This is a genomic window from Amycolatopsis sp. NPDC052450, from assembly GCF_044547565.1.
Classification (GTDB): domain Bacteria; phylum Actinomycetota; class Actinomycetes; order Mycobacteriales; family Pseudonocardiaceae; genus Amycolatopsis.
In genome coordinates, this window is sequence record NZ_JBIUAQ010000001.1 from 1 (window position 1) to 26,877 (window position 26,877).

Genomic DNA, 26,877 nt, shown 5'->3' on the forward strand with positions numbered 1-26,877 from the left:
GACCAACGCACCCGCGCCTACGTCACCCGCCGCACCACAGAAGGACTCTCGAAAAAAGACATCATCCGCTGCCTCAAACGCTACGTCGCCCGCGAAATCTACCAAGCCCTAACCACCACTTGACATCTATAGGAGCATCCCCTTGACTGAATCGCCCATTTCATCATCAATCGGATATTCAGTCATCGAAATGTGTCTGCGGGACGCTAGGGGCGTGCCGGCTTTCGTCGGGCAGGGCAACCGGGCGCTTGACCTGCGGCAACCGTCGCCACTTGCGATCAAAACCCCGTCCAAGATCATCTTGGGCTACGCGGCATTGGGTTCTGACCTTGCCCGGTAACCTGGAGTCATGGGGGCTTTACACAGTCTCGTCCGCAACGAATCGCGCACGATGGCGGGTCTCTGGCTGTATCTGAGAGGCCGCAAGGACGGCCTCGACGGGGACGCCGTCGCGGTGCCGTACGGCGGAGAGGGCAAGCCGATCTTCATCGTCTTGGCCGTGGTGAGCGCCGTCGAAGCCGGGCTGTTCTGGCTGATCGACTTCGGCCTGTTCGTCGACCTGCTGCTGCTCGTCCTGGGCGTGTACTCGGCGCTGCTGGTGTTCGGGGTCTACGCCGGCACCGTCGTCCGGCCGCATGTGATCTCGTCGCGCGAGGTCCGGGTGCGCTACAGCTCGTTTTACGACGTGCGGATCCCGAGGGAGAACGTCGTGAGCCTGCGGTATGTGAAGGAGAGCCACGACCCGGCCAGGGCGAAGGCGTTCCGCGACGAAACCTGGCTCAGGCACGACAATTTCCACGAGACGAACCTGATCGCCGAACTGCGCGAGCCGATCACCGTGACCCGCCCGCTCGGCGAGACCGAGACCGTCCGCGTCGTGAAGTTCCAGGCGGACGACCCGGAAGCCGCCATCGAGGCTTACGAACGTCTCGCGATCAGGTGAGGCGATAAGTCCCGGCCACGATGGCCTGAGCGAGTTCGGTGACGCTGCCGTTCCGGGCGAAGGCGTGCGCCCGGAGCATCGCCTGCGCGTCCGAGACCGAACAGTCGTGGGCGGCCATCACCATCCCCGTGGCCTGATGCACCACGACCCGGCGGTCCAGGTCCCCGAACAACGGGTGCACGGGAAGACCGTCGGCACCGTCGAGCCGCACGGCCGGGTTCAACGCGGTTTCGGTCAGCGCTTCGGCGAACACTCCCACGGACCGGGCCACCGCGACGTCCGGTTCGGCCTCGGACCGATACGCGGTGAGGGTCCCCATCAAGGCCTCCGGCGGGCCCAGCGGCGCCGAAACGACCGCGTGGATCCCGAATTCCCGCGCGGCGGGGCCGAACCGGGGCCACCGCCCGGAGAGTTCCGGTTCGCTCCAGACACCAGGCCTCAGCGGCCTGTCCCATGACGGCCCTTCGCCGAAGACTTCTTCGAGGTCGTGCACGCGGGCGGCGACGGGATCGGACACCACGACCGCCGAATCCCGCCCGGCGAGACCGAACAGGGTCACCACCAGGCTCTCGACGCCGGACACGTCGGCCACCGCCGTCATGAACGCCGGGGGGACGACGGCCGGTTCCCCCGGCCGGTCGGCCCAGCGTCCGACGGCGTCGAGGTAGCCGGCGTGCAGCGCCGCCGCGGCAAGGTGTTTGCACTCGGTCGCGCGGTGGAGTTCCGCCATCCGGCGGTGGAACGGCCGCATGGCCTCGATGGCCGTGCCCAGCAGGCCTTCGTGCCGCCGGGCGACGGCGGCCGCGCGATCCGCGCGCCCGCGCTCGGTTTCGATCAGTCCGCGCATCGCCGACGGGTCGTACCGGCCACCAGTGCCGTCCCACATGGGCTGAGCGTACGCCCGCACCAGGCCCGCCGAGGTGACCCGAATGGCTGAGCCCCAGGGGTTTTCGGTCTTCCCTCGGAGGACTAACGTTTACTGCCCAGCGCCTCTGAGAACTGCAATCCGCAGGAAGGCCGCTTCTGATGCGAAACCGAGAAAGATGGGTCGCCGATACCTTGCTGGAGCTGGCCGACACGCTGGCTCCCACCCTCGACCCGGTGAATTATTGGCTCTGTGTGGCGGATCGGTACGCCCAATTGATTCCCTCGTCGTCGATCCGGCTGGTCGCCTTCGGCGTCCACGACGCTCTGCCCGTCGTGGTGAACACGGACGAGCGGCTCGGCGAACCGTCGATCGGCGAATTCCTCGCCGAAGAGGGCCCGGGGATCGACTGCTGCGAAAGCCGGGGGCCGGTCGTCGGCGTCCGGCTCGACGAGGCGGCCGAACGGTGGAAACGGCTGGCGCCCGCCGCCCTTTCCCTCGGTTTCCGCACCGTGCACGCGTTTCCGTTCAGCCGCCACGAGGAGGTCCTCGGCGCGGTGACGATCCTGACCACGGAGACCACCCGGCTGCCGGAAGCCGACGTGCGCATCGCGATCGCGCTCGCCGACGCCGCGACGATCGGCATGCTCAACCACCGGGCGATCACCGGGCTGACCGCGACCTCGGAACAACTGCAAGGGGCGCTCAGCAGCCGGGTGATCATCGAGCAGGCCAAGGGACTCGTCTCCGCTCGGCTGGAGATCGGCACGGACGACGCGTTCCTCCTGATCCGCCGCTACGCGCGCAGCCACAACCTGCGGATCGGCGAGCTTTCCGAAAGCCTCGTCGGCCGCCGCACGACCGCGGCCGACTTGGTGGTTGCGCTCCACGAGCGGGTAGCGAAAGCGAACCGCCGCTCCTGACTCAGTTGGGCTGCCGCTTCTCGATCATCAGCACGACGCCGCCGCCCGGCCCTCGCAACGGCGAACAGCTGACCGAGGCGACGAGTGACCTGCCCTTCCTGTCCACCGCGTCGATCTCGACCGGGTCCGCCCGGTGCCCGGTCTCGTTGCAGACCTCGACGACACCGCGGAGCGTGGTCGTGGGCAGGCCGAAGTCCAGTTCGAAGAAGTCCTGCCGGTAGACCTCGCCGGTCCGGAGGCCCCACAGCTCCTCCGCGCCGCGGTTCCAGCTGCGCACCTGGAGTTCGCCGTCGAGTACGACCACGCCCGCGTCGACGCTGGCCAGCACCCCTTCGAAGAACATGCGCGTCTCGTCGAGTTCCGCGGTCCGGGTGCGCATCTCCTCGTTCATCGTTTCGAGTTCCTCGTTGCCCGACTGGAGTTCCTCGTTGGTGGTCTCCAACTCCTCGTTCGTGGACTGGAGTTCCTCGTTCGTCGTCTCGAGTTCCTCGATACTCGACTGGAGTTCCTCGTTGACCGTCTCGAGTTCCGCGTTGGTGGACTGGAGTTCGGCGTAGGCGGTCGCCAGATCCTCCTGCACGCGTTTCACCTCATGCTGGAGCCTGGTGGCCTCGGTGGTGTCGACGAACGTGATCGCCGCGCCGATGTCCTCGCCGTCGACGGTGATCAGTGGCCGGACGATGATGTCGAAGTACTGCGAATCTTCCGCGCCTTTCAGTCGCCGCACGGAATCGAGCCGGACGCTCCGGCGCTCACTGTGGACCTGGTCGACCACCGCCCGGAGTTCGATCGGCCGGTAGGACACCTCCAGATCGTGGAAGGGCCTGCCAACGTCGTGTGGGGAAAGCCCGAACTGGAGCCTCGCCGTGCCGTTGATCAGGGCGACCGTGCCGTCGCGATCGAGCCCCAGCACGGAATCGGGCGAGGACGCCAAGGCGAGTTCGCACACCTGCCGCCGCCGGGTGGCGTCCCGCGTCCCCGCGCCCGCCCGGGCGTCGAACCGCGCGGACTTCACCGCCGGACCGCCCGATCGCAGCTTGAACACCCGGTTCCGGATATTGGCGACGTCGAAGCGGACGCCGTCGGAAAGCAGCATTTCGGCCTTCCCGAGGAACAGGTGCCCGCCTTCGTTGAGCGCGAAATGGAACCGTTCGATGATCTTCGCCTGCGCCTCGACGTTGAAATACATCAGGGTGTTGCGGCAGGCGAGCAGGTCCACCCGGGAAATGGGGGCGTCGCGCGTGATGTCGTGCCTGCCGAAGATCACCCGGCGGCGGAGGTCTCGCCGGAAGGCGAACAGGTTGCCTGTCGGCTCGAAGTACTTCTTCTTCAGCTCACCGGGAAGGTGCTCCAGGGACTTCGCCGGATACAGCCCCGTCCTCGCCTCGCGTAAGGCCTCTTCATCGACGTCGGTGCCGTAGATCTTGACCCGTCTAGTGCTTTCCTCGATACCGAGTTCTTCCGCGAAGACGATCGCGAGGGAATACGCCTCTTCCCCGCTCGAACAGCCGGCGCTCCAGATCCGGATCTCCTCTTCGGCCCCGGCCTTCGCGACGAGTTCGGGTACGACGGTCTTCCGCAGGTAGCTCCAGGCTTCGGCGTCACGGAGGAAACTGGTGACGTTGATCAGGATGGTGTTGAAAAGTCCGAGGAACTCGTCGGCGTTGGTCTCCAGGAAATCGCGGTACTCGCCGTACCCCGCGATCTTCACCGTCTGCATCCGCTTCTGGATCCGGCGGGCCAGCGAAGTGCGTTTGTAACCGGTGAAATCGAAACCGCGGGAATCCCTGATGAACGCGAGCAGCGTTTCGAGTCCCTGGCCGTCTTCGATTTCGCCGTCCGGCGCGTTCATACCGTCCTCGTTCCGTTGACCAGGCCGACGAGCGCACCGGCGACTTCGTCCAGTGGCAGCACCAGGTCGACCGGCACGGCCTTCGCCACCGCGTCCGGCATTCCCTTGAATTCGGCGGTCTCCGGATCTTGGGAGACAACGGTACCGCCACCGGCCTTGATGGCCGCCGCGCCCGCCGCGCCGTCGGAACCCGTCCCGGTCAGGACGCAGGCGAGTGCCGCCGGACCGTGCACGGCGGCGACGGACTCGAAGAGCAGATCGGCGGACGGCCGCACGAACTTCACCTGCTCGGTCGCCGTCAGGCCGACCACGTCGCCGGGCTCCACCAGTAGATGGCGGTCCGGCGGCGCGACGTAGACGGTCCCGGGCTTCAGGACGTCACCGGCCTCGGCCAGCTTGACGCTGAGCGAAGACCGGCGGTCGAGAATGTCGGCGAGGAGCGTGTCGTGGTGGGGGTCGAGATGCTGGACGACGACCACGGGCACGGAAAAGCCGGCGGGCAGGGCGCCCAGCACCGCGATCAGTGCCTTCACCCCACCCGCCGAAGAGCCGATGGCGACGATCTCGTAAGCCGCCTCGTGGCGGCCGGGACCGGGCATCTTCCGAGCGTAGTGCTCCCGGCCCCGCAAAGCCCCTCGCTAGGCGGAACCGCCCACGCGACGGATGATCTTCGCGAGGATCCCCGTGACGACCATCCAGAAGATCGCGGCGATGCCGTAGTTGATCAGCACGCGGAGCTTGGCGTCTTCGGGCATGAAGAGGTCCTTGAAGCCCAGCAGGAGCCCGTCGGCCCAGCCGCGGACGAACGACACGATGCCGTTGCCGGGGTTCGCCTCGCCGATCACGAAGACGACGTGCAGCACCAGGATGGCCGCGAAGACCAAGCCCACCCAGCGGACCACGCTCGCCAGTATCCCGGCCGCGCGCCCGCCCCCGGCCCGCCAGTCGATCTTGCGTCTGGTCTCCTGATCAGCGGTTTCCTTCTCTTCAGCGTGCTCGCCCATGCCGGGCAGTGTGGCACGCCGCCTGGTCCGATTGCTACCCGTGAGTAACCCGAATGGGCGCCGCCGTGGTCACGGTTCGATCGCGGCCCGGGTTTCCTTTCGGGAGATCTCGTGGTTAAGGTGGCGTCGTGGCTCGAGCTCTCCTGCTTCGCTGCCGCGACGGGGCCTGATCGGACCGGCTCCCCGTCGCGGGGCTTCGTGGTGCCGGTCGTCGCACCCGATTCTTCAGGAGAACCCTCCCCTCATGAGCATCCGTAAGCCCACGCGCCCGGCCCCTTCCGAGCAGGCTTCGTGGAACACCCAACGCGGCACTTCGATGCCCGTACACCGCTATCGCCCCTGGTACGACCTGGTCGAGGACATCTCGCTGCCCGACCGCACCTGGCCGGACAAGCGCATCGGCACCGCGCCGCTGTGGTGCGCGGTCGACCTGCGCGACGGCAACCAGGCCCTGATCGACCCGATGTCGCCCGCGCGCAAGCGCAAGTTCTTCGACCTGCTGGTCCGCATGGGCTACAAGGAGATCGAGGTCGGTTTCCCGGCGGCGTCGCAGACGGACTTCGACTTCGTCCGCGAGATCATCGACGAGGGCGCCATCCCGGACGACGTCAGCATCCAGGTGCTGACCCAGTGCCGCCCGGAACTGATCGAACGCACCTTCAAGGCGCTCGAAGGCGCGCCGCGCGCGATCGTCCACATCTACAACTCGACCTCGATCCTGCAGCGTCGCGTCGTGTTCCGCGAGGAGCGCATCGGCATCACGAAGATCGCTTCGCAGGCCGCTGAGCTGGTCGTCGACTACGCGGCGAAGCAGCCGGACACCGACTTCCGGTTCCAGTACTCGCCGGAGTCCTACACGGGCACCGAGCTGTCGTACGCGCTCGAGGTCTGCAACACGATCACCGACATCTGGCAGCCGACGCGCGCCAAGCCCGCCATCCTGAACCTGCCCGCCACCGTCGAGATGGCGTCGCCGAACGTCTACGCCGACTCGATCGAGTGGATGCACCGCAACCTGGAGCGCCGCGATTCGGTGATCCTGTCGCTGCACCCGCACAACGACCGCGGCACCGGCATCGCCGCCGCCGAACTGGGCTTCCAGGCGGGCGCGGACCGGATCGAAGGCTGCCTGTTCGGCAACGGCGAGCGCACCGGCAACGTCGACCTGGTCGCGCTGGGCATGAACCTGTACAGCCAGGGCGTCGACCCGCAGATCGACTTCTCCGACATGGACGAGATCAAGCGGACCGTCGAATACTGCAACCAGCTGCCGGTGCACGAACGCAGCCCGTGGGCAGGCGACCTGGTGTTCACCGCGTTCTCCGGCAGCCACCAGGACGCGATCAACAAGGGTCTCGACGCGATGAAGGCCGCCGCCGACAAGGCGGGGACGCCGGTCGACGAGCACCCGTGGGAGGTCCCGTACCTGCCGATCGACCCGAAGGACATCGGCCGCAACTACGAGGCCGTCATCCGGGTGAACTCGCAGTCCGGCAAGGGCGGCGTCGCCTACATCATGAAGGCCGAGCACCAGCTCGACCTGCCGCGGCGCCTGCAGATCGAGTTCTCGAAGGTAGTCCAGCGCCACACCGACACCGAGGGCGGCGAGGTCGACCCGACCACGATGTGGAACGCGTTCTCGGCCGAGTACCTGGAGCTGAAGACGCCGCTGGAGCTGGTCCGCCAGCACGTCAGGGACAACGGCGACGGCGAGTACGACATCACCGCCACCGTCCGCGTCGAAGGCGACGAACACGAGGTCACCGGCCGCGGGAACGGCCCGATCGCGGCGTTCTTCGACGCGCTGTCGACCGTCGGGTTCGACCTGCGGCTGCTGGACTACAGCGAGCACACGCTCTCGCCGGGCGACGACGCGCGCGCCGCGTCGTACATCGAGTGTGCCATCTCCGACCGGGTGTACTGGGGCATCGGGATCGACCCGTCGATCGTGACCGCTTCGCTGCGGGCCGTCGTGTCGGCCGTGAACCGGGCCCACCGGTAGGTCTCCCGATTGAGATGAAGGGGCCTTTCATAGCAAATTTTGCTATGAAAGGCCCCTTCATCTCACGTGCGACGCCCGCACAAACCCGCAACTAGAGGACTACTTGCGCCGGTTAGAGGGCCTTCACGGCGGCCAGGATGTCGGCCGGGTCGGTGCGGGTGGTGTAGTCCGGGTGCACGTCGATGTAGCGGATGACGCCTTCGCCGTCCACGACCAGGACGGTCGGGTACGGCAGTTCCCATTCCGCCGCCCCGTTGATCTTCTCGACGTCGCCGATGAGCGTGTCGAAAGCCGGTTTCGTCTCCGGCGCCAGCCGGAACGTGATGCCGAGCGCGCGCCCGAGCGTGTTGTCCACATCGGACAGAACAGTGAACTTCAAGTCCTTTGTGGACAGCGAGTCGTCCGGCAGCTGCGGGCTGACCGCTACCAGCTTCACGCCCAGGTTTTCCAGCTCCGGCAACAGTTCCCGCTGATACGTGCGCAAGGCCAGGTTGCAGTACGGACACCACGCGCCGCGATAGAAAACGACGACCGCCGGCCCGTCCGCGACCCGGACCTGAGCGCCGCCGGCGTCCGGCAGCGTGAGCTCCGGCATCGCCGTCCCCGGCTTCGCGGCCGCCTCGGCGACCACCCCGACGAACGTCGCACGGTCGGCTTTGAGCACCTCGGCGACCTCGGCCGGAACGTGGCTCGCCACCGAGTTCCGCAGCTCGGCGAGGTCGGTGTTCAGATCCCCCATGGTCGGCTCCCTTGATTGTACTGATCGGTACAGTGAAGCCGACTGTACTATCCGGTACATGAGTGGTCAACCGGCGAAGACCCCGCGAGGGCGGATGACTCGGGACGCGATCGTCGACGCGGCCGCCGAGCTGATGTACGTCCACGGCGTGGCCGGGACGAGCGTCGACAAGGTGCTCGCGGCGAGCGGCGCCGGGAAATCGCAGATGTACCACTACTTCAAGAACAAGGACGAGCTCGTCGAAGCGGTCATCGCCCGCTTCCTCGAGAAGATCCTCGGCAACCAGCCGACCATCTTCGAGCTGCACGACTGGGCCGATTTCGACAAGTGGGCCCAGGAGATCCTGGCCGTCCAGACCACTCCGCGGGGACCGATCGCCTGCCCGCTCGGCAACCTCACCGGCGAACTCGGCGACGACCCCCAGATGGCGCCCCTGCTCGACAAGGCCTACCGCGAATGGGAGTCACATCTCGAACGCGGACTCAAGTCCTTGCAAGCGAAGGGAAAGCTCGTCGACGACGCCGACCCGGCCAGGCTCGCGCAGGCCGCGATGGCCTGCGTCCAGGGCGGCCTCCTGATGGCCCACGTGCGGCACGACATCACGCCGATCGCCGACGCGCTCCGGATCGCGCTGGACCACCTGAAGAGTCACGCTCGCCCGTGAGCGCCGCGACCTCGTCGGCGAGCGCGTCGAGCACCTTCGCCACCGCGGGCCGCGAAGACGCACCGAGCCGGTACACCGCCTCCACGTGCCGCGCCGCCTTGATCCCGGCGAGCGGACGGCAGACGAGACCGCTGCCGCGACGAGTGTCCATTGTGTACCGGGGCAGCAGCGCGATCCCGTGCCCGGCGGCGACGAGCCGTTCGGTGATGCGGAAATCGTTGATGCGCTGGACGACCTGCGGGCGCACACCGGTGCGGATGATCAGCGACTGGAGGATGTCGTCGACCGGGAAGCCGGCGTTGACGCTGATCCAGCGTTCGTCGGCCAGTTCGGCGAGCTCGATGCGGCGCCGTTTCGCGAGCCGATGCCCAGCCGGGAGCGCGACGTCGAGTGGCTCACGCAGCAGATGCCGCGTCTCCAGCCGATCCGAGCCCAGTGACGGCGCGTGCTCGTCCCGGTGCGCCACCACGATGTCGTAATCCGCGACGAGCCCGGGAACCTCCGGCGGCGTCATGTCGACGTCACGCACGATGACGTCCAGTCCGTCGAACTCCGCCGTCCGGTGCAGCAGGCCGGGCAGCAGCATCAACCCGGCCGACTGGAAGATCGCCATCCGCACGCGGCCGCGAGGAGCGCTGCGGTATGTGTCCAATTCGGACTCCGCGCGTTCGAGGGCGGCGAGCACGTCGTCGACGCGGGCGACCAGCGCGCGGCCCGCGTCGGTCAGCCGCAGCCCCCTCCCGGCGGGTTCCGTGAGCGCGAGACCGACGTCACCCTGCAAGGCGCGCAGCTGCTGGGAAACCGCGGACGGGGTGCAGTGCAACGCCTTCGCGGCCGCCGTCACGCTGCCGCGGTCGGCGAACTCCCGCAGGGTCCGCAACCGGCCGATGTCCATGCCGCCAGCATATGTGAAGCCGAACTGAACGGTCGCTGCAAATATTCTCGCTGGTCCTAAATGGTCGTTACCCGTAAGAGTGAAGACATGCCCGCCCGCGATCGTCTGCTCGCCCTGCTCGTCGCCGTCCTCTGGGGCTGCAACTTCCTCGCCATCCACGCCACTCTCGGCCAGTTCCCGCCCGTCTTCGCCGGCGGGCTGCGCTTCGCGGTCATCGCCATCCCGACGATCCTGTTCGTGCCGTGGCCGAAGGTGAAGATCCGCCACCTGCTCGGCTACGGGCTCGGGTTCGGCACCGGGCAGTTCGTGTTCCTCTTCATCGCGATGGACACCGGCATGCCGACCGGTCTCGCGTCGCTGGTGCTGCAGGCCTCGGCCCCGTTCACCGTCCTCCTCGGTGCCGTCTTCCTGCGGGAACGCGTGTCCGGGCGGCAGCTCGCCGGGATACTGCTCGCCGTCGCCGGGATGGCGGCGATCGCCTGGCAGCAGGCGGGGAACGCCGCGCTGCTGCCGGTGATCCTGACCCTGCTCGGCGCGCTGAGCTGGGCGTTCGGCAACCTGAGCACCCGGCAGGCGGCACCGGACAACCCGCTGAACTTCGTCCTCTGGATGTCGGTGGTGCCGCCGCTGCCGATGTTCGCGCTGTCACTGGCCATGGAGGGCCCCGCCGAGATCGGGCAGTCGCTGAGCACGCTGGGCACCCCGACCGGCCTGATCGGCCTCGGCGGGCTCGCCTACGTGGTGCTGTTCGGCACGATCGTCGGCTCCGGGATCTGGACGTCGCTGATGCGCCGCAATCCGGCGGGCGTGGTCGCCCCGTTCTCCCTGCTGGTGCCGGTGGTCGGGCTGTCGATGGCGTTCCTGGTGCTGGACGAGCGGCCGTCGCCGCTGGAGATCGTCGCGGCGGCCGTGGTCATCGGCGGGGTCCTGTTCGGTTCGGCGAAACGCCGCGTGCGCGAGCCGGACTTCCTCCCTGAAGCCGAAACGCCTCAGCCCACTGGCGTGCGGTGAGGCGTTTGGGCACGACTCCCCTGCCGGGAAAGGTGAACACCCGCCGTACGAAGCCCTGGTAGCGCTGACGATCCGCGGCTTCGACGAGCGGACGCTCACGGCGGGTCATGGTGAGCAGACCGCCGTCGACACCGGGTTTCGGACGGAACGCCGTGGCGGGTACCCGTCCGGCCAGCCGGAAGTCGAACCACGGCCACCACTGCGCGGTCATCATGGTCGCGCCACCGACCCCGGCCCGGCGGCGCGCCACCTCCCACTGCACGAGCAGGACGGCGTCCGTCCAGCCGGGAGCGGCGAGGACGTGGCGCAGCGTCGCTGTGGTGAGGTGGAACGGCAGATTGCCGACGAGGGCGCAGGGCGTCTTCGGCAGGGGAAACCTCAGGAAATCGGCGGTGACGATCTCCGTGGACGCCCGGACGCGACGCGCCAGCCGGGCGGCACGGCGGGCATCGAGCTCGACGCCGGTCAGCGGCCTGCCGAGCCCTTCCAGCGGCAAGGTCAGCGCGCCGTCGCCCGTGCCGAATTCGATGATCGGCCCGTCGGTGACGGCGACGAGCCGCACCACGGTTTCGATGGTGTTCCGGTCGATGAGGAAGTTCTGGCCGAGTTCATGACGGCCAGGACGTTGTGTGCGCAAGGGATCTCCGCGGCTTCGAGGTGAGCCGGGCAGCACGAGGCCGGCCCGGCGATGACTCGCTCGGGCGGCGGTTCCTTGCTGGACGCTGGGGATCCGCCGCTAGGCGCGGCGGGTCCTGGTGAACGCGGAAGCACACATGGCGGCGAAACTACCTCGGGCCGGCGTGCTCCCGCGAACGGTTTTACGCGCCGATCCGGCTCGTACCCAGGTGCTCGACCGGTCCGGACAGCGCGGCCTTGACCCGGCGCGTGAGCTCGTCGGTGAGCACTTCGGTCTCGCCCTTTTCGAGCCCGTCGACGACCTGGCGGGCGACGTCACGCGGGTCGTTCTTGGGGATGTCGAGGCCCTGGGTCATGTCGGTGTCGGTGTAGCCGAGGTGGACGCCGACGACGTGGGTGCCCTGCTCGGCGAACTCGATCCGGAGCGAGTTGGTGAGCGACCAGAAGGCCGCCTTCGACGCGCCGTAGGAACCCGAGCCCGCCGCCCACGACAGGATCGAATGCACGTTGACCAGCGCTCCGCCGTCCTTGAGCTGCGGCGCAAACGCTTGCGCGACGCGCAGCGCGCCGAAGACGTTCGTCTCGAAGACCGGGCGGTGCGCGTCGACGTCTTCGGTGAGCAGCGAGCCGAGACCGAGGACCCCGGCGTTGTTGAAGACGATCGTGACGTCACTCGCCCGCCCGGCCAGCGCGCGGACGGATTCCGGGTCGGTGACGTCGAGCGGGAGCGGCACGATCCGCGGATCGGTCTCCTCGCGCGGCGACCTGGCGGTCGCGTAGACCTTGGCGGCGCCGCGGTCGAGCAGTTCGGCGACGAACGCCTTGCCGAGCCCGCGCTGTCCGCCGGTGACCAGGACGACGGCGCCTTCGATGGAGGTCATGACTTGCTCCCTTGACAGAAGTGTTCGGCTTTTGCCTCTGTCGTCAGGATGGAGACGCGAGGCGACAGAGTCAAGTACGCTTGACCTATGTCATGGACCGCGACCGACCGCTACCGGTTACGCACCGCCCCGTCGGGGCTGGCGCTCGTTCAGGACTTCCTCAACACGAAGGCGATCAAGACACACGGCCTCGACCTGCTGAGCGACGCCGACCTGGCGCGCCCCTGGGCCACCGAAGCACTGGCGGAATGGTCGCGGACCCGGGACACCGGCGTGCCCGAGATCACGCTGGGTCCGGGCGACCTTCGCGCGCTTCGAGAGCTTCGCGGAGCGTTTGTTTCGCTCTTGGACGGCGAAGACGTGGCCGTCGAGAAGCCGATCAAGGCGGACCTGGCCCTGCGGGACGGCGTCGTCCGGCTGTTCCCGTCCGGCACCGGACGGCAGTGGCTCACTTCGGCGCTGTGGACGGAAACGCTGCTCGCGCAGCAGGCCGGGATCTGGCCGCGGCTGAAACTGTGCCGGCTCGACGGCTGCCGTTCGGCCTTCTACGACGTCTCGCGCAACAACAGCGGGGTCTGGCACGACGTGCGGACCTGCGGGAACGTCGCGAACCTGCGGGCGGCGCGGGAACGGAAGAAAGCGCTCAGCTGAACGAAGCCAGCGCCGACGGGATCGGGATCTCGCCGCCGATGACGTCGAAACCCTGGTTTTCGGTGAGCGGCTCTTCCAGCGTGCCGACCAGGACGGCGGCGACGTCCGCGCGGGAGACACGGCCCGGTTCGAGATGACCGGCGACCTTGACGTGGCCGGTGGGATGGTCGTCGGTGAGCGTGCCGGGCCGGACGATCGTCCAGTTCAGGCTCGAACGGCGGAGGACACTGTCGGAGATCTGCTTCGCCATCAGGATCGACCGCACCAGCCGATCACCCTGATCCGGCGCGTCCGCGAACTGCGCGGAAAGCTGCACGAAGCGCGAGACACCCGCCTTCTCCGCCGCGCGGATCGCGGTGATCACGCCGTCGCGGTCGACGAGATCGACCGAGGCCTGATCCGGATCGGGCGCGCCGATCGCGCTGATCACGACCTCGGACCCGGCGAGCGCCTCGACGAGGTCGTCCGCGTCGGCGGTGACGTCCGCGACCACGGTTTCGGCGCCGAGACCGGCGACCTCCTCCGCGCGGCGACGACTGCGCAACCCCGCCCGCACCCGATGACCCCGCCCCCGCAGGAGCCGGACCACGTGGATCCCCGTCCGCCCCGACGCACCCAGCACTGTGACCCGCATGACACGAGTCTGCCCGAAGGCGGCCGCTTTTGCCTGGTCGCGCCGCCGACGCCGCAATTGGTCACCTACTTGCGGTGGGCGCCGCAAGTAGGTGACCAATTGCGGCGGGGCTTGGCCTTGCGGCCGGGCTTGGCGCCTCGCCGACAGGCCGCTCGACGGGGCAGCTCGATGGGGCAGCTCGATGGGGCAGCGCGTGTTGCGAAAGCCACTTTCGCAACCTTGAGCGTTGCGAAAGTGGCTTTCGCAACGCGTCCGGTCACGCGCCCGCCGCAATTCGTCACCTACTTGCGGTGGTCCCAAGTACATGAAGGCCCCCTTCCTGTACGCAGGCGCAAGGAAGGGGGCCTTCATGTACTTCGCTGGGGCTAGAGGATCTCCGCCGCCGAGCCGACGTCCGGCAGTCCGCCGACGTCGGGGTTCAGGTCACCGGCGCCGACGAGTTCCGCCTTGACCTCGTGCGGTTTGATCCGCCCGTCGCGGATGTCCTCCGCGTAGTGGCAGGCGACCCGGTGCCCGGCGCCGATCTCCCGCAGCTGCGGGCGGTCGGTGTCGCACAGGCTCTGCTGCTTCCACGGGCACCGCGTGTGGAACCGGCAGCCGGACGGCGGCCGCGCCGGCGAGGGCAGGTCGCCGGCGAGCAGGATCTGCTCGCGGCTGTCCTCTACCACCGGGTCCGGCACGGGGATCGCCGAGAGCAGCGCCCGCGTGTACGGGTGCAGCGGGTTCTCGTAGAGCGCGTCGGCGTCGGCCTCTTCGACCAGCGAGCCGAGGTACATCACGCCGATGCGGTCGGAGATGTGCCGCACCACCGCGAGGTCGTGCGCGATCACCAGGTAGGTGAGCCCGAGTTTCGCCTGCAGATCTTCCAGGAGGTTGACCACCTGCGCCTGCACCGAGACGTCCAGCGCGGACACGGGTTCGTCGGCGACGATCAGGTCCGGCTCGACCGCGAGCGCCCGCGCGATGCCGATGCGCTGACGCTGGCCGCCCGAGAACTCGTGCGGGTACTTCCGCAGCGAGGACTCCGGAAGACCCACGGCGGAGAGGAGTTCCCGCAGCCGCTTGGCGGTCGTTTCCTTGTCATCGGCGAGGCCGTGCGCCTTCATTCCTTCGGTCAGAATGGATTCCACCGACTGCCGAGGGTCCAAAGAGGACATCGGGTCCTGGAAGACCATCTGCATCCGGCGGCGGGCCTTGCGCAGGTCCTCGCCCTTGAGGCCCGCGACGTCGGTGCCGTCGAAGACGACGTTGCCGTTCGTCAGCTCGGTCAGCCGGAGGATCGCCCTGCCCAAAGTGGACTTTCCGCAGCCGGATTCCCCGACCAGACCGTAGGTTTCACCCTTGCGGATGGCGAGATCGACGCCGTCCACGGCGTACACGTACCCGACCGTGCGGTCGAAGACGATGCCGCGTTTGATCGGGAAGTGCACCTTGAGGTCGTTGACCTCGAGCAGGACTTCCTGCTCCGGTACCGCGTGCGTCATCGGGCCCCTCCTCGTGCGGCCACGGCCGGGATCACCGGGTTGTGGCAGCGCAGCAGTCCACCGCGATCGGGGGTCAGCTGCGGTGAAACCTCCCGGCATACGCCGAGAGCGTTCGGGCAGCGGGGCGCGAAGGCGCAACCGCCGTCCCACGGGATGTTGTCGGCGACGGATCCCTTGATGGGGATCAGTTTCTCGCCGCGGCCCGCGTCGAGCCGCGGGATCGAGGCGAGCAGGCCGTGCGTGTACGGGTGCCGAGGCTCGGCGAACAGCGAGTGCCGCTCGGCCCGCTCGACGATCTTGCCGCCGTAGAGCACGTTGACCTCGTCGCAGAGTCCGGCGACTACACCGAGGTCGTGCGTGATCATGATCAGCGCGGTCCCGGTGTCCTGCACCAGTTCCCGCAGCAACGCGAGGATCTGCGCCTGGATCGTCACGTCGAGCGCGGTGGTCGGCTCGTCGGCGATGAGCAGCCGGGGACGGCAGGCGAGCGCGATCGCGATCAGCGCACGCTGCCGCATCCCGCCGGAAAGCTGGTGCGGGTACTCGGAAAGCCGCCGGGTGGGGTCGGGGATGCCGACCTTGTCCAGCAGTTCCGCCGCCTCCACCGACGCCGCCTTGCGCGACATCCCGCGATGCCGCTCCAGCACCTCGGTGATCTGGAGGCCGATCGGGATGACCGGGTTCAGCGAGGACAGCGGATCCTGGAACACCATGCCGAGGTCGCGGCCGCGGCGGTCCCGCATTTCCTTGTCCGACAGGGTGAGCAGATCCGTGCCTTCGAACGACACCGAACCGCTGACGTGGTTGCCGCGTTTCGCGAGCAGCCGCATGATCGCCAGCGAGGTCACGGACTTGCCGCAACCGGACTCGCCGACGAGGCCGACCGTCTGGCCGGGTTCGACGTCGAAACTGACCTCGTCCACCGCGGTGAACGGCTTCTCACCGCGCCGCTGGAAAACGACCTTGAGATCGCGTACTTCGAGGAGGGCCATCAGAAATCACCGCCTGTTCTTCGGATCGAGGGCTTCCCGCAAGGACTCGCCGAGCAGCGTGAACCCGAGCGCGACGATGATGATCGCGATGGCCGGGTAGTACGCCAGCTCGGGGCGGATGTCGAGGAACTGCCGAGCGCTGCGGCTCAGCATGATGCCCCATTCCGCCCGGTTCGGGTCCGGGTCGCCGAGACCGAGGAACGACAGCGCCGCCGCCTCGAGGATGGCGGTCGCCAGGGTCAGCGTGGCCTGCACGATGACCGGGCCGAGCGAGTTGGGCAGCATGTGCCGCAACACGACCGCCCCGCGTTTGACGCCGAGCGACGTCGCCGCGAGCACATGGTCGCTGTTCCGTTGCGCGAGCATCGATCCACGCAGCAATCGCGCGAAGATCGGCACGCTGACCATCGACACCGCGACGATCACGGTCCACTGGCTCGGCTTCTGGAACAGCGCGGCGACCGAGATCGCCAACAGCAGCGACGGCACGGACAGCATGACGTCGACGAGCCGCATCAGCACGGTGTCGACCCAGCCGCCGAAGGCACCGGCGAGACCACCGATGATCATGCCGACCACGACGCCGATGATCGTCGCGAGCACACCGACCAGCAGCGTGTTCTGCGCGCCGACCAGCAGCCGCGAAAGATAGTCGCGGCCGAAGTCGTCGACACCGAGCGGGAAACCGGGCTGAGCGCCCGGAATGATGCCCTGGCCGAGGATGACCTGGCTCTGCAGATACCGCTCGTAGGGATCCTTCGGCGCCAGAAGCGGCGCGAAGATCGCCACGAGCAGGAACAGTCCGGTGATCACGGCGCCGGTGATGGCCACCGGGCTCCGCATCATCCGGCGCAGCGCCTCGCCACCGAGGCTGTGCCCCTTCGCCGACGCGGCCGCGAGCTTGTCGATCGGCTCCTTCTTCTTGTTCAGCAAAGTGTTCATCGGACACGCACCCTCGGGTCGATGAGCCCGTACGAGACGTCGACCAGCATGTTCACCAGCACGTAGACCAGCGCGCCGAACAGCAGCAACGCCTGCAGACGCGGGTAGTCACGCCGTTCGATGCCTTCGGCGAGCAGGAAGCCGAGGCCGCGGAAGTTGAACACCCGCTCGGTCAGCACGGCGCCACCGAGCAGGGCGCCGGTCTGGAGACCGATGACGGTGACCACCGGCAGCAGGCCGTTGCGGAGCACGTGACGGCGCCGGACGATCGGCTGGGTCAGGCCCTTCGAGTTGGCCGTGCGGATGAAGTCCTCGTTCAGCACGTCCAGCACCGAAGCCCGGGTGATCCGCACGATCACCGCGAGCGGGATCGTGGCCAGCGCGAACGCCGGGAGGATCAGGTGGGCGATCGCGTCCCAGGCGGCGTCCCACTCCTGGGTGATGATGCCGTCGAGGACGGCGAACCCGGTGACGGTGGTGGCGTCGAGGCCCGCCATCTGACGGCCCTGCGAGGGAAGTCCCAGCGGGGCGGCCAGCAGGTCCTGCATCATGTAGCCGAGGAAGAACACCGGTACGGCGACGCCGACCAGGCTCAGCACGATGATGACGTTGTCGACGGCCCCGCCGCGGAAGCGGGCGGACAGGTAGCCGAACGGGATGCCGAAGCCCACCGCGATGAGCATCGCGCAGAAGCCGAGCTCGAGGGTGGCGGGAAGGAAGTTCCCGATCTCCGACATGACCGGCTGGGCGGAGACCAGCGAGTTGCCGAAGTCGCCGGTGATCGCCCGGCCGAGGAACTTGAAGTACTGGACGAAGATCGGATCGTCGAGGCCGAGGAGCTTGTTCAGGTCGGCGATCTTCTCCGGGGTCGCCTTGTCGCCCAGGAGGGCGCCGGCGGGGCCACCGGGAAGGGACCGGAGCCAGGCGAAGATCAAAATGGACAGGATCAAGAGCGTCGGTATCGCTTGTAGCAGCCGACGCACGAGAAAACGGAGCACGTGCGTTCCTTTGTTGCCAGCCCGGGAATGGGCCACAGGGGGCGGGCGCGGTAGCGCCCACCCCCTGGTGGCTTAGTGGTGGTGGATCAGTTGACCGTGACGGTGTAGAAGCGCTCGTCGGTCAGCGGGCTGGCGACCAGACCCTTCACCTTCGGGCCGACGACGATCGCCGGGGGGCCGTAGGAGATCGGGATGGCGGGCAGGTATTCCATGATCTGCTTGTTGACTTCCTGGTACGCCTTGGTGTGCGCCTCGCCGGCGGGCGCGGCGTCCGCGGCGGAGAGGGCGGTGAAGAGCTCGGGGTTGCTGAAACCGAACTCCGCCTTCTCGCGGCCGAAGAAGGTGCCGACGAAGTTACCGGCGTCGTTGTAGTCACCGGTCCAGCCGAGCAGGTGCACGTCGTGCTTGCCCGCCTTCTGGACGTCGTCCTTGTAGCCACCGTTCCACGGCTTGGCGATCGGCTCGACCTTGATGCCCATGGCCTTCATGTCCTCGGACAGCGAGGTGAAGATGTCGGCCGGGTTCGGCATGTACGGCCGGGTGACCTCGGTCGGGTAGTAGAACTTGAGGGTCATGCCCTCGGCGCCGGCCGCCTTCAGCAGGTCTTTCGCCTTCTGAAGGTTGTAGTCGTACTTGGTGACGTTCTCGTTGTAGCCGTCGATCGCCTTCGGCACGAACTGCGTCGCGGTCTCGGCACCCTCGGGGAGCTTCGACTTCACGAACTGCTCACGGTTGAGGCCGTAGGCCAGCGCCTTGCGGACGTTGGGGTCCTTCAGCTTCGGGTTGTTCTTCTGGTTGATGCCCAGGTACAGGATGTTGAACGACGGGCGGATGAGCACCTGCTCACCGTCGTTGCGCAGCAGGCCGTAGTCCGCGGGCGACGGGTAGTCGTAGCCCTGGATGTCGCCGGCCTTGAGCGCCTGCTTGCGGGCGTTCTCGTCCGGGATGACCTTGAAGACCAGCTTGTCGAGCTTGGCCGTCTGGGTCGGCGCGTCGGTGGCCTTGACCAGCGTGATCTCACCCTTGGCCTGGTCCCAGCTCTCGAACTTGAACGGGCCGGTGCCGGTCGGGTGCTTCAGCGCGTACTCCGGGTAGGAGAACGAGTCACCGCTCTGGGTGACGGCGTCGGCGTTGTACTTCTTCAGCGCGTCCGGGCTCTGGATGGACAGCGACGGAAGGGTGAAGGCCGCCGGGAACGCGCCCTTGGCCTTGTTCAGGTTCAGGACGGCGGTGGACTCGTCCTTGGCCTGGCAGTCCTTGTAGACCGGGTCGCCGGAAGCGTCGCCCTCGTTCTTCGCGAAACCCTCGAAGACGTCGCCGTAGTAGATCATCTGGCTCTGGGCGGCGGCGCCCTTCATGTTGAACATGCGGTTGAAGTTGAAGCAGACCGCTTCGGCGTTGAACGGGGTGCCGTCGTGGAACTTCACACCCTTCTTCAGGGTGAAGGTCCAGGTCTTGCCTTCGTTGCTGCCTTCCCACTTCTCCGCCAGACCCGGCTCGAGGTCCGCGGTCCCCGGCTTGTTCATGATCAGCGTGTCCATCATCTGGCGGATGATGCGGAAGGTTTCACCGTCGTCGTTGAAGAGCGGGTCGAACGTCTTCGGGTTACCGGCGGCCCCGAAGACCATGGTGCCTCCCGAGCCACCCCCTGCGCCTTCTTCACGCTTCGATTCGGCACAGGCGGAAATGGAGACCGCGAGTGCGCCGGCAAGCCCGATCAGGGCCACACGGCGTGCTCGGGTCACCCGCAGTTGCTGCATCTGGCACCCCTTGAGGAGATATTCGGTGTTTAGGCACCGTCGGCGTCGATCGGTCGAAACTCGAACTCCGCGGACGATCGGTGTGCTCGCCGACACTAGCGGGAACTCAGCCCGCACTTAAGCACGCGAGGTTACGATCGCGCTACACGACGGCCAATACGACCGCAAAGTGTCCGCAATTCTGGACGGAGTGTAATCAATTTCGGACCACTAACGCGCAGAGTGCCGGGTCACTGACTCAAATGGGTGCTTACCGCTACAACCAATGGGTCACTGACGCAGTGTCTTTCCGGGGTGCGACCCCGGACCCGCCCGGGGCAAGCCCCGGACCCCGTCGTTGGTCGCGAAATCGCTGACAAAACAGGACATCCGTGGGTATCGGGTCCCTCTCTCAAGTGGTACTGCCTACCCGCACAAAGGTGCCGCGTCGGGTCCTGAAGTCCATGAAGGCCTCCTTGCTGTACCTAGGCGCAAGGATGGGATCCTTCATGTACTTGGGGAAGGTGTGACGGTCGAGTTTCCTCGGCTGAGCCGGTTCCTGCCCGTGCCTCGGCTCGGGCTGAGCTCAGCCCGACATGTAGTGAGGGGCCCCTTCCCTACCCTGAGGGTAGGCAAGGAGTCCTTCACGGACCTGCGATCCCGGCCCCGCCCGACCAGGGCCGAAGGCTCCCTTCACCGCATCAGACGCGGCGAAAGAAGCCTTCACTCCACCACCAGCCTCACCCACGAACACGACACCTTTGACTTTCTCCTCAATAACCCGAATCGCCACTCACGACCACCCACACGCGTGTCGTCCGTCCAGTCACGCGAGACCGCCATCCGGATTCGGCCTCACCACTCGCGGGAGGTGAGCACCCGGTCCGCGGCGGCACGGGTCCCGTCCACGGCGAACCATCCGCGTTCGAACAGTTGCCAGCGCCGCAGGTCCACACGGGATTCCTCGCCGTCGCGGCCGGTCGCGCGGTCGAGGCGTTCGGCCTCGTTCCCGCCGTCGAGCCAGGTCAGCAGCGACAACGACGGCCGGATCCGCGCGCGGCCACTGGAAACGCCCTCCAGCACCAGGACTTCGGGGACGGAGATCTCGACTTCTTCACCCGGTCGAGGGGTGCCGCTGGTCCAGTCCACGCGCCGGTAGCGGCCGGGTCTGCCCGCGCGCAGGGGTTCCAGTACGCCGGTTTCCAGGCGCGGCCACCACGAAACGGGCTCGTCCCAGGTGGCGAACTCGTCGGTGCTCACCAACGCGACATGACTGCCTCGGCCGGCGAGTTCGGCCACGATCTTCCCGGCCAGTGTGGACTTCCCGGAGCCGGACGGGCCGTCGACGGCGAGTACGCGGACGGCGCCCAACCTCGGCGGGGCCGCGAAAAGGGCGTCGATCAGCGTGCGCGTGCGGGGCTCACTTCGGGGAGCCCTTTGACGTTGTCGGGCGCGGCCGTCCTCGCTTCGAGCGCGGCGACGCGTTCTTCCAGGTCACGCTGGGCGTCGGCGAGTTCGCAGCGGAGCAGCGCGATCTCTTCGACGGAGGTGCGGACCTCTTCTTCGAGATGCCCGACCTCGGTCGACAGATGCAGCGCGACCAGTGCGAGCACCACACCGGCCAAGAGGAATACGAAGTTCGACGGCGTCTGGACGCCGGTTACCCGGGCCAGGAAGTCGGCGGCCTGCGGAACGAGGGCGAGCACGACCACGCCGACGGCGAGGACGAGCCAAACACCCGCGTACTTTTCCCGCAGTTTCCGCCGTCGCATCATCTCGAGGACGACGAACAGCACGAGACAGGCGACGACGATGCTGAGAATGCGCCAGCCAGCCATAATCAGCTCCTTTTACGCCGAATCCGACGAGTCGACGGCGGGGCGGCGGCGCACCAGCGCCAGCAGCAGGGCGAGTCCGGCGCGGCCGAGGTAGACGGCCGATTTCACCGGCGAATGGCTCGGCGTTCCGGCCGCCCGTTCGCGCATGATCACCGGGATTTCCTTGATCTTCAGTTCGGCGCGGATCGCCATCACGAGCGATTCGACCGTGTCGCCGAGGTATTCGGCCGGGTAGTACGCGGCGAACAGTTTGATCGCGCGCGGGCCCATCGCCTTGAACCCGGAGGTCACGTCGGTGAGCTTGGTCTTCCCGAGCCGGGAGAAAACGAGCGAGAGCGCGACCATCGCGTATTTCCGCGGGCCGCTCGCCTTGTACGAACCCTTGCCCGCGAACCGCGAGCCGATCGCGATGTCGGCGTCGTCGAGCGCGTCCAGCAGGGCGGCGACCTCGTCGGGATCGTGCTGACCGTCCGCGTCCACCTGCACGACGACGTCGTAGCCGCGGGCGGCCGCGTACCGGAAGCCGGTGCGCATCGCCCCGCCGACGCCGAGGTTCACCGCCAGGCGGGCCACCTCCGCGCCCGCCGCGCGGGCGAGGTTGGCCGTGTCGTCGGACGAGCCGTCGTCGACGACCAGCACGTCCATGCCCGGCAAGGACTGCTTGACCTGGGAAATGACCGCGCCGACGCTGGCCTGCTCGTTCAACGCGGGCATCACGATGAGTACGCGGCGGGTGGTCACGGACGTACTGGACACTGGATCACTCTATCTTCTTACTGGCCGTGAGCGGTGTCGGACCCGGCGGGCGCGCCATCGGCGACCACACCTTGCTGACCTTCGATTTCGTAAACCGACGCGTCGAGGTTGTGGAAGACGCGTTTGAAACCCGGAGTGATGTCGAGGCGCTGGAGACCCACCGCGGACTGCGCGTTGGGGGCCACCTTGCCCTTGCCGACGAGCACGTAACGCACCTTGAGGTCGGTGAGCGCCTCGCGCACACGCGGCTCGCGGTTGATGTCGTTCAGGAAGACGCTGAGCCAGCCGGCCTTGGTGGTGAACTCGGCGCCGTAGTTGGTCCACTCGACCGGCTGAACCCCCGAAAGGGCGTACATCCACACCGAGCCGTCGGCCTTGTCGTTCATCACGCGCTCGCCCGGCACGACGTGCTTCCCGAGCCAGGCGTAGGCCGCTTCCTCGGCCTTGCTGACCGAGGGGCCCTCGCCGTAGTTCATCGCGAGCCGCGCGGAGTTGCGGCCGATGTAGCCGCCCTTGCTCAGCACCGTGACGACCAGGCCGACCACCACCGCGCCCGCGATGGCCGCGGTGACCGGGTTCAGGCCGGGCCTGCGCTCGCCGAGCTTCTCCGCGATCTTGCCCGACGTGGTGTGCACGAACTCGCCGAACGCGACGGCACCCGCCAGCGGAACGAGCGCGCCGATCCGCCAGTGGTCGTTGTAGAACACGCCGGTCAGGGTGTGGATGAGCGGGGTCTCCAGCGAGATCGTCGCGGCGAACAGGCCGCCGAGTACGACGTACGCGCCGACCATCCAGAGCATCCGCCGGTGCCGGACCAGGAAGAACACGCCGATGATCGCCGGGATGCCGATCCACCACTGCGGGAACGACGCCATCGGCGAGAACGTGATGGTCTGCCCGAGCGCTCCGGACACGCTGGTCTCCGACGCCCAGAACGCGCTCGTCACGCCGCCCGCGTTGTAGAGCGCGGGCAGGACCTGTGGCACGCCGAGGACGACCGCCACCACGATCGTGGCCACCAGGGAAGCCGCACTCCGGCGCCAGTTGATCTTCTCGAAGCGGAACAGCACCGCGAGCAGGATCAGCAGGAAGTAGACCATGATCACGAAGATCAGGCTGGTGTGCAGGCCGGCCAGCCCGGCGACGCCGACGCCGATCGCGACCGGTCCGGCGACGCCGTTCGGCTTGAGCAGCAGGCGGGCCAGCGCGAGCATCGCGGGCACGAGCGCCACCCCGGCGACGTACGGCCACAGCGGGCCGCGCCACAGCGAGTCGTACGGGAACGCGGTGAACCAGGTGGACACGGCCGCGGCGGCGGCGGTCGCGAGCACCGGCATGCGCCAGGCGCGGCACATCGCCGCGACGCCGACCGGGACGGTCAGCACGACCATGAGCGCCGCCAGGTTCAGCGTCGGCATCATCGTCAGGCCGCCCTTGCCGAAGATCAGGGCGAGCAGCGCGTGGTAGGTGTCCGGGTAGAAGTAGTCGTGCTGGTTCGGCAGGTTCGCGATGGTGCCGACGGTCGACGCGCGCGCGTCGCCGTGCTCGGCGATCCAGCGCACCAGGTTGCCGTGGAACGGGGCGTCCCAGCCCTGCTGGACGTTCTCCAGGGTGTGCGAACCGCGCAGGAAGGTGACCAGGCCGACGCCGAGGCCGACCACGACACCGGCGCCGATCAGCAGGTGGTCGCGCAGGGAGCGCTTGGTCTCGTCGTCGTCTTCGTCCTCGGCCCACTCGGGGTGCCGTTTCGCGGTGAAGCGGAGCACGAGGAACGAAAGGCCGAAGCCGACGAGGGACAGCAGCAGCACCCACAGGCCGACGTTCAGCATCGTCCAGCGGATGCCGAAGCGGCCGAGGATCGGGATGCCGATGGCGACGAGGCCGAAGGTCAGCAGCGGGGCCGCGGCGGCGAGGGTCCAGCCGCGCAGCCTGATCGCGGCGCCGAAGACGAGCCCCGGCAGCCAGAACGCCAGCAAGACCAAAAGAACGTTCATCGAATTCGCTGTCCAACCCTATTCGGCGTCAGGAACGCCACCGAAGTTCGCGGCGCGCGATGGCGCCGCCACACTATCGAGACGTTTCGGAAGGCCGCGCGTTGCCCGGCCCGGGCGTGCCGCGCACCACGAACGCCATGACGACCAGCAGGCCGACGGTCGGTCCGGCGGCGAGGCCGACGACGGCGCGCACGACGGTATCGCCCGGGAAGAACAGCAGGACCAGCGCGGTCGCGACGACGACGGCCGCCCAGGTGATCAACACCTTCGTGGCCTTGGCCTGCGCGACGAGGACGGCGGCGAGCAGCTGCATCGCGGCCAGCAGCACCGAGGACCAGACGAGCCCGGCCATCCACCACGCCTCGGGGTCGTTCTTGGCGCCGTAGACCAGGCGAACCGCCCAGGGGCCGATCAGCCAGCCGATCAGCGCGCCGAGCGCCCCGAGCGCCAGCGCGCCCATCGAGCCGAGCGCGAGCAGCCTCCGCAGCCGGTGCTTGCCCTCCTCGGTACTGGACAGGCGCACCACGGTCGGCACCGCGAGCGCCTGGACCGGCGCCATCAGCGTGAGCGGCGTCCTGGCCACGAACAGGGCGAGGAAGAGCACGCCGAGCTTGTCCTTGTCGCCACCGGGGGCGAGCAGGCTGACCAGCGCGGGGTAGCCGGTGATGACGCTCGCGGTGAGCCCGGCGCCCGCGAGGAGCATCAGCATGTTCGTGACGATCGGCTTCGCGGGCGCGTCGGCTTCGAGCTGGGGATCGACCAGTTTGGCGGCACCACGGGCGAAGAGCAGCCAGGCGAACGAGCCGGTCGCGGCGGCGATGGCGAACCAGTACACCTGGGTGAGCCCGGCGACCACCAGCGCGGCGACCACCAGGATCCGCACGGCCGCCTCGACCAGGATCAGCCACGAGTAGGACCGGACGTGGTCCTGGCCGATCAGCAGGCCCCGCGCGGCGAACTGGAAGGCGAACGAAAGCCCGCCCGCGAGCACGATCACGGCGAGCGCGAACTGGCCGCCGTAGACCTTGCCGGTGATCGGCGGCAGCAGCGTGACCAGTCCGACGACCACCACGGCGATCGCGCTGGTGGCGAACGCGATCACCGCCGGGCGACCGGCCTTGCGGCCGTCGAGCGCGGCGTGCGCGGACTGGCGCGAGATCTCCTGTTCGAGCGGGGACAGGGCGGCGCCCAGTCCCATCAACATGCCCCAGAAGGAGAGCAGGACGGCGTTGTCGGCCGCCGAGAGCGTCCGGCCCCAGACGACGGTGAGGACGTAGCCGAGCGCGATCGCGATCAGCAGGTAGACGCCGATCCGCCCGGCGGATTTCCCGGTGTCCTTCGCCAGTTTTTCGCTGCTCACCGTGCTGCTCATCGCCGCAGCCGGGCCCGCAGCGCCATGAAGAGGCCTCGGAGCGCTCCGGCGCCGAAGCCGGCGGCGAACACCGGGGTGAGCTGGGCGACCGCCTTGGCCTCGGCCTTGGTCGCACCGAACTTCGTCACCGCGAAGCCGGCGGCCGTCGATCCCGCGGCGGCCAGCGCGACAGCGGTCTTCGGGCGCTTCGCGGCGACGCCGAGCCCGAGCACACCGACGGCCATGGCGGCGAACAGTCCGTTGCGCGCGGGCCCCGGCGACGCGAGATACGAATCGACGAACGTGGTGCCGCGGAAATACGACTGGCCGAGGAACTTCTTGAACGAATCCCGGCCGTGGTAGGTCGCGGAGAAGCCGGGCGCGAGGAAGATGCGGTGCCGTTCGGCGATCCAGCGCAGAACACCCGTGTCGTCACTGGCGAAACGGACGTCTTCGAAGAGCGACTCGAACGCGTTGGACGAATCCTCGAGAACGTCCTTCGGCGCGGAAAAGAATCCCGTGCCTTTAGGGAAGACGTCGAACTCTTCGATACCGAAGGACATCAACCGCGGGTTCGCGCAATAACGGCGCCACGGGATCTTGACCAGCCCGGCCATGAATCCCGCATACGGATTGTGTTCGGAGGCGACGTTGACGTGACCGTTCCACACCGTGCGTTCGGGATGGTCCACGAGCTGGTCGCGGAGGAAGGTGAGCGAGCCGGAGTCCACGATCACGCGGCTGTCGAGCAGCAGGATCTGCCGCCCGGACGCCTTCGCGATGCCCGCCCGGCGTGCCTCGAAGCGGCCGCTGTTCGGCTGGGTGAGCACGGTGATGCCGTACAGCTCCTGCAGCTTGGCGAGCTTGTCGCCGGTGCCGTCGGTGCTGCCGTCGTCGACCACGACGACCTCGACCGGCCAGTTCGCCGCCTGTGCCGACGCGATCAGCGCCCCCACACTGCGGTCGATCCAGTTCTGCTCGTTGTAGACCGGGATCACCACGGACAGGGCCGGGAGGAGCGAATTCGCACTCACCCCGGCGAGGCTACCTTGCGCGGCCCACCAGTATCCTTCGGGCACCGCA

The 26,877-nt window shown here is 67.9% G+C and carries 26 protein-coding genes and 1 pseudogene; 7 read left to right on the top strand and 20 right to left on the bottom strand.

Annotation, left to right across the window (positions count from 1 at the left end; genetic code table 11):
* Together ACIHAO_RS00005 and ACIHAO_RS00010 are read left to right on the top strand one after the other, a co-directional pair.
* A pseudogene (locus ACIHAO_RS00005) lies at window positions 1-123 on the top strand (IS110 family transposase); the annotation flags it as partial.
* Window positions 124-349: 226 nt separating this feature from the next.
* Window positions 350-943 carry a hypothetical protein gene (locus tag ACIHAO_RS00010; RefSeq protein WP_396554002.1) on the top strand — a complete coding sequence of 198 codons (594 nt, stop codon included), beginning with the start codon at window positions 350-352 and terminating at the stop codon, window positions 941-943.
* Here ACIHAO_RS00010 and ACIHAO_RS00015 read toward each other — a convergent pair.
* Window positions 936-1,829 (bottom strand): ANTAR domain-containing protein, encoded by an 894-nt coding sequence (locus ACIHAO_RS00015; protein ID WP_396554003.1) that lies wholly within the window; start codon window positions 1,827-1,829, stop codon window positions 936-938. The genes ACIHAO_RS00010 and ACIHAO_RS00015 overlap by 8 nt on opposite strands.
* A gap of 140 nt (window positions 1,830-1,969) precedes the next feature.
* Between ACIHAO_RS00015 and ACIHAO_RS00020 the strand changes: the two genes are divergently transcribed.
* Window positions 1,970-2,731, top strand: a complete 762-nt coding sequence (locus tag ACIHAO_RS00020; RefSeq protein WP_396554004.1) for an ANTAR domain-containing protein — start codon at window positions 1,970-1,972, stop codon at window positions 2,729-2,731.
* A 1-nt stretch (window position 2,732) separates the two neighbouring features.
* On the opposite strand, the gene ACIHAO_RS00025 is transcribed toward ACIHAO_RS00020, so the two are convergent.
* Genes ACIHAO_RS00025 through ACIHAO_RS00035 form a run of 3 tightly spaced genes read right to left on the bottom strand, consistent with a single transcriptional unit; the run spans window position 2,733 to window position 5,587 of the window.
* Window positions 2,733-4,583, bottom strand: coding sequence for a CheR family methyltransferase (locus tag ACIHAO_RS00025; protein ID WP_396554005.1), 1,851 nt, complete (start codon window positions 4,581-4,583; stop codon window positions 2,733-2,735).
* A complete protein-coding gene (locus ACIHAO_RS00030) occupies window positions 4,580-5,182 on the bottom strand; it encodes a chemotaxis protein CheB (protein ID WP_396554006.1) in 603 nt (200 codons plus the stop codon). The genes ACIHAO_RS00025 and ACIHAO_RS00030 overlap by 4 nt, the downstream gene beginning before the upstream one ends.
* Window positions 5,183-5,221: 39 nt before the next feature.
* On the bottom strand, window positions 5,222-5,587 hold the full coding sequence (locus ACIHAO_RS00035) for a hypothetical protein (protein WP_396554007.1): 366 nt from the start codon (window positions 5,585-5,587) through the stop codon (window positions 5,222-5,224).
* A 244-nt stretch (window positions 5,588-5,831) separates the two neighbouring features.
* Between ACIHAO_RS00035 and leuA the strand changes: the two genes are divergently transcribed.
* Complete coding sequence (leuA, locus tag ACIHAO_RS00040) at window positions 5,832-7,589, top strand: 2-isopropylmalate synthase (RefSeq protein ID WP_396554008.1); 1,758 nt, start codon at window positions 5,832-5,834, stop codon at window positions 7,587-7,589.
* Window positions 7,590-7,701: 112 nt separating this feature from the next.
* Here leuA and ACIHAO_RS00045 read toward each other — a convergent pair whose 3' ends face one another.
* On the bottom strand, window positions 7,702-8,328 hold the full coding sequence (locus ACIHAO_RS00045; RefSeq protein WP_396554009.1) for a peroxiredoxin-like family protein: 627 nt from the start codon (window positions 8,326-8,328) through the stop codon (window positions 7,702-7,704).
* Window positions 8,329-8,386: 58 nt separating this feature from the next.
* On the opposite strand from ACIHAO_RS00045, the gene ACIHAO_RS00050 reads away from it, so the two are divergent.
* Entirely contained in the window at window positions 8,387-8,992 is a 606-nt protein-coding gene (locus ACIHAO_RS00050; RefSeq protein WP_396554010.1) for a TetR/AcrR family transcriptional regulator, read from the top strand.
* On the opposite strand, the gene ACIHAO_RS00055 is transcribed toward ACIHAO_RS00050, so the two are convergent.
* On the bottom strand, window positions 8,928-9,887 hold the full coding sequence (locus ACIHAO_RS00055; protein WP_396554011.1) for a LysR family transcriptional regulator: 960 nt from the start codon (window positions 9,885-9,887) through the stop codon (window positions 8,928-8,930). The two genes, ACIHAO_RS00050 and ACIHAO_RS00055, sit on opposite strands and share 65 nt — an antisense overlap.
* An 87-nt stretch (window positions 9,888-9,974) precedes the next feature.
* On the opposite strand from ACIHAO_RS00055, the gene ACIHAO_RS00060 reads away from it, so the two are divergent.
* Window positions 9,975-10,898, top strand: a complete 924-nt coding sequence (locus ACIHAO_RS00060) for an EamA family transporter (RefSeq protein ID WP_396554012.1) — start codon at window positions 9,975-9,977, stop codon at window positions 10,896-10,898.
* On the opposite strand, the gene erm is transcribed toward ACIHAO_RS00060, so the two are convergent.
* The gene (erm, locus tag ACIHAO_RS00065) at window positions 10,801-11,535 is read right to left on the bottom strand and encodes a 23S ribosomal RNA methyltransferase Erm (protein WP_396554013.1); all 735 of its coding nucleotides are present in this window, start codon (window positions 11,533-11,535) and stop codon (window positions 10,801-10,803) included. The two genes, ACIHAO_RS00060 and erm, sit on opposite strands and share 98 nt — an antisense overlap.
* A 181-nt stretch (window positions 11,536-11,716) precedes the next feature.
* Entirely contained in the window at window positions 11,717-12,415 is a 699-nt protein-coding gene (locus ACIHAO_RS00070; protein WP_396554014.1) for an SDR family oxidoreductase, read from the bottom strand.
* Between the two features lie 87 nt (window positions 12,416-12,502).
* Here ACIHAO_RS00070 and ACIHAO_RS00075 point away from each other — a divergent pair, with 87 nt between their 5' ends.
* Window positions 12,503-13,066 (top strand): CGNR zinc finger domain-containing protein, encoded by a 564-nt coding sequence (locus tag ACIHAO_RS00075; protein ID WP_396554015.1) that lies wholly within the window; start codon window positions 12,503-12,505, stop codon window positions 13,064-13,066.
* On the opposite strand, the gene ACIHAO_RS00080 is transcribed toward ACIHAO_RS00075, so the two are convergent.
* From ACIHAO_RS00080 to ACIHAO_RS00135, 12 genes are all read right to left on the bottom strand, one after another.
* On the bottom strand, window positions 13,059-13,700 hold the full coding sequence (locus tag ACIHAO_RS00080) for an SDR family oxidoreductase (protein WP_396554016.1): 642 nt from the start codon (window positions 13,698-13,700) through the stop codon (window positions 13,059-13,061). The genes ACIHAO_RS00075 and ACIHAO_RS00080 overlap by 8 nt on opposite strands.
* A 365-nt stretch (window positions 13,701-14,065) precedes the next feature.
* Window positions 14,066-15,184: an ABC transporter ATP-binding protein gene (locus tag ACIHAO_RS00085; protein ID WP_396554017.1), complete on the bottom strand. Its 1,119-nt coding sequence runs from the start codon at window positions 15,182-15,184 to the stop codon at window positions 14,066-14,068.
* Window positions 15,181-16,176: an ABC transporter ATP-binding protein gene (locus ACIHAO_RS00090; protein ID WP_396554018.1), complete on the bottom strand. Its 996-nt coding sequence runs from the start codon at window positions 16,174-16,176 to the stop codon at window positions 15,181-15,183. The genes ACIHAO_RS00085 and ACIHAO_RS00090 overlap by 4 nt, the downstream gene beginning before the upstream one ends.
* 6 nt (window positions 16,177-16,182) lie before the next feature.
* Complete coding sequence (locus ACIHAO_RS00095) at window positions 16,183-17,118, bottom strand: ABC transporter permease (RefSeq protein ID WP_396554019.1); 936 nt, start codon at window positions 17,116-17,118, stop codon at window positions 16,183-16,185.
* Entirely contained in the window at window positions 17,115-18,116 is a 1,002-nt protein-coding gene (locus ACIHAO_RS00100) for an ABC transporter permease (protein ID WP_125784965.1), read from the bottom strand. The genes ACIHAO_RS00095 and ACIHAO_RS00100 overlap by 4 nt, the downstream gene beginning before the upstream one ends.
* Window positions 18,117-18,202: 86 nt before the next feature.
* Window positions 18,203-19,744, bottom strand: coding sequence for an ABC transporter substrate-binding protein (locus tag ACIHAO_RS00105; RefSeq protein ID WP_396554020.1), 1,542 nt, complete (start codon window positions 19,742-19,744; stop codon window positions 18,203-18,205).
* Between the two features lie 966 nt (window positions 19,745-20,710).
* Window positions 20,711-21,259, bottom strand: coding sequence for a uridine kinase (locus tag ACIHAO_RS00110; protein WP_396554759.1), 549 nt, complete (start codon window positions 21,257-21,259; stop codon window positions 20,711-20,713).
* Window positions 21,256-21,693: a DUF2304 domain-containing protein gene (locus ACIHAO_RS00115; protein ID WP_125784962.1), complete on the bottom strand. Its 438-nt coding sequence runs from the start codon at window positions 21,691-21,693 to the stop codon at window positions 21,256-21,258. Before ACIHAO_RS00115 ends, ACIHAO_RS00110 begins: the two co-directional genes overlap by 4 nt.
* Window positions 21,694-21,705: 12 nt before the next feature.
* Window positions 21,706-22,407 carry a glycosyltransferase family 2 protein gene (locus ACIHAO_RS00120; RefSeq protein ID WP_125791579.1) on the bottom strand — a complete coding sequence of 234 codons (702 nt, stop codon included), beginning with the start codon at window positions 22,405-22,407 and terminating at the stop codon, window positions 21,706-21,708.
* A 59-nt stretch (window positions 22,408-22,466) separates the two neighbouring features.
* A complete protein-coding gene (locus ACIHAO_RS00125; RefSeq protein ID WP_396554021.1) occupies window positions 22,467-24,443 on the bottom strand; it encodes a DUF6541 family protein in 1,977 nt (658 codons plus the stop codon).
* Window positions 24,444-24,516: 73 nt separating this feature from the next.
* Window positions 24,517-25,815, bottom strand: a complete 1,299-nt coding sequence (locus ACIHAO_RS00130) for a hypothetical protein (RefSeq protein WP_396554022.1) — start codon at window positions 25,813-25,815, stop codon at window positions 24,517-24,519.
* On the bottom strand, window positions 25,812-26,828 hold the full coding sequence (locus ACIHAO_RS00135) for a glycosyltransferase family 2 protein (protein ID WP_396554023.1): 1,017 nt from the start codon (window positions 26,826-26,828) through the stop codon (window positions 25,812-25,814). The genes ACIHAO_RS00130 and ACIHAO_RS00135 overlap by 4 nt, the downstream gene beginning before the upstream one ends.
* Window positions 26,829-26,877: the final 49 nt, after the last annotated feature.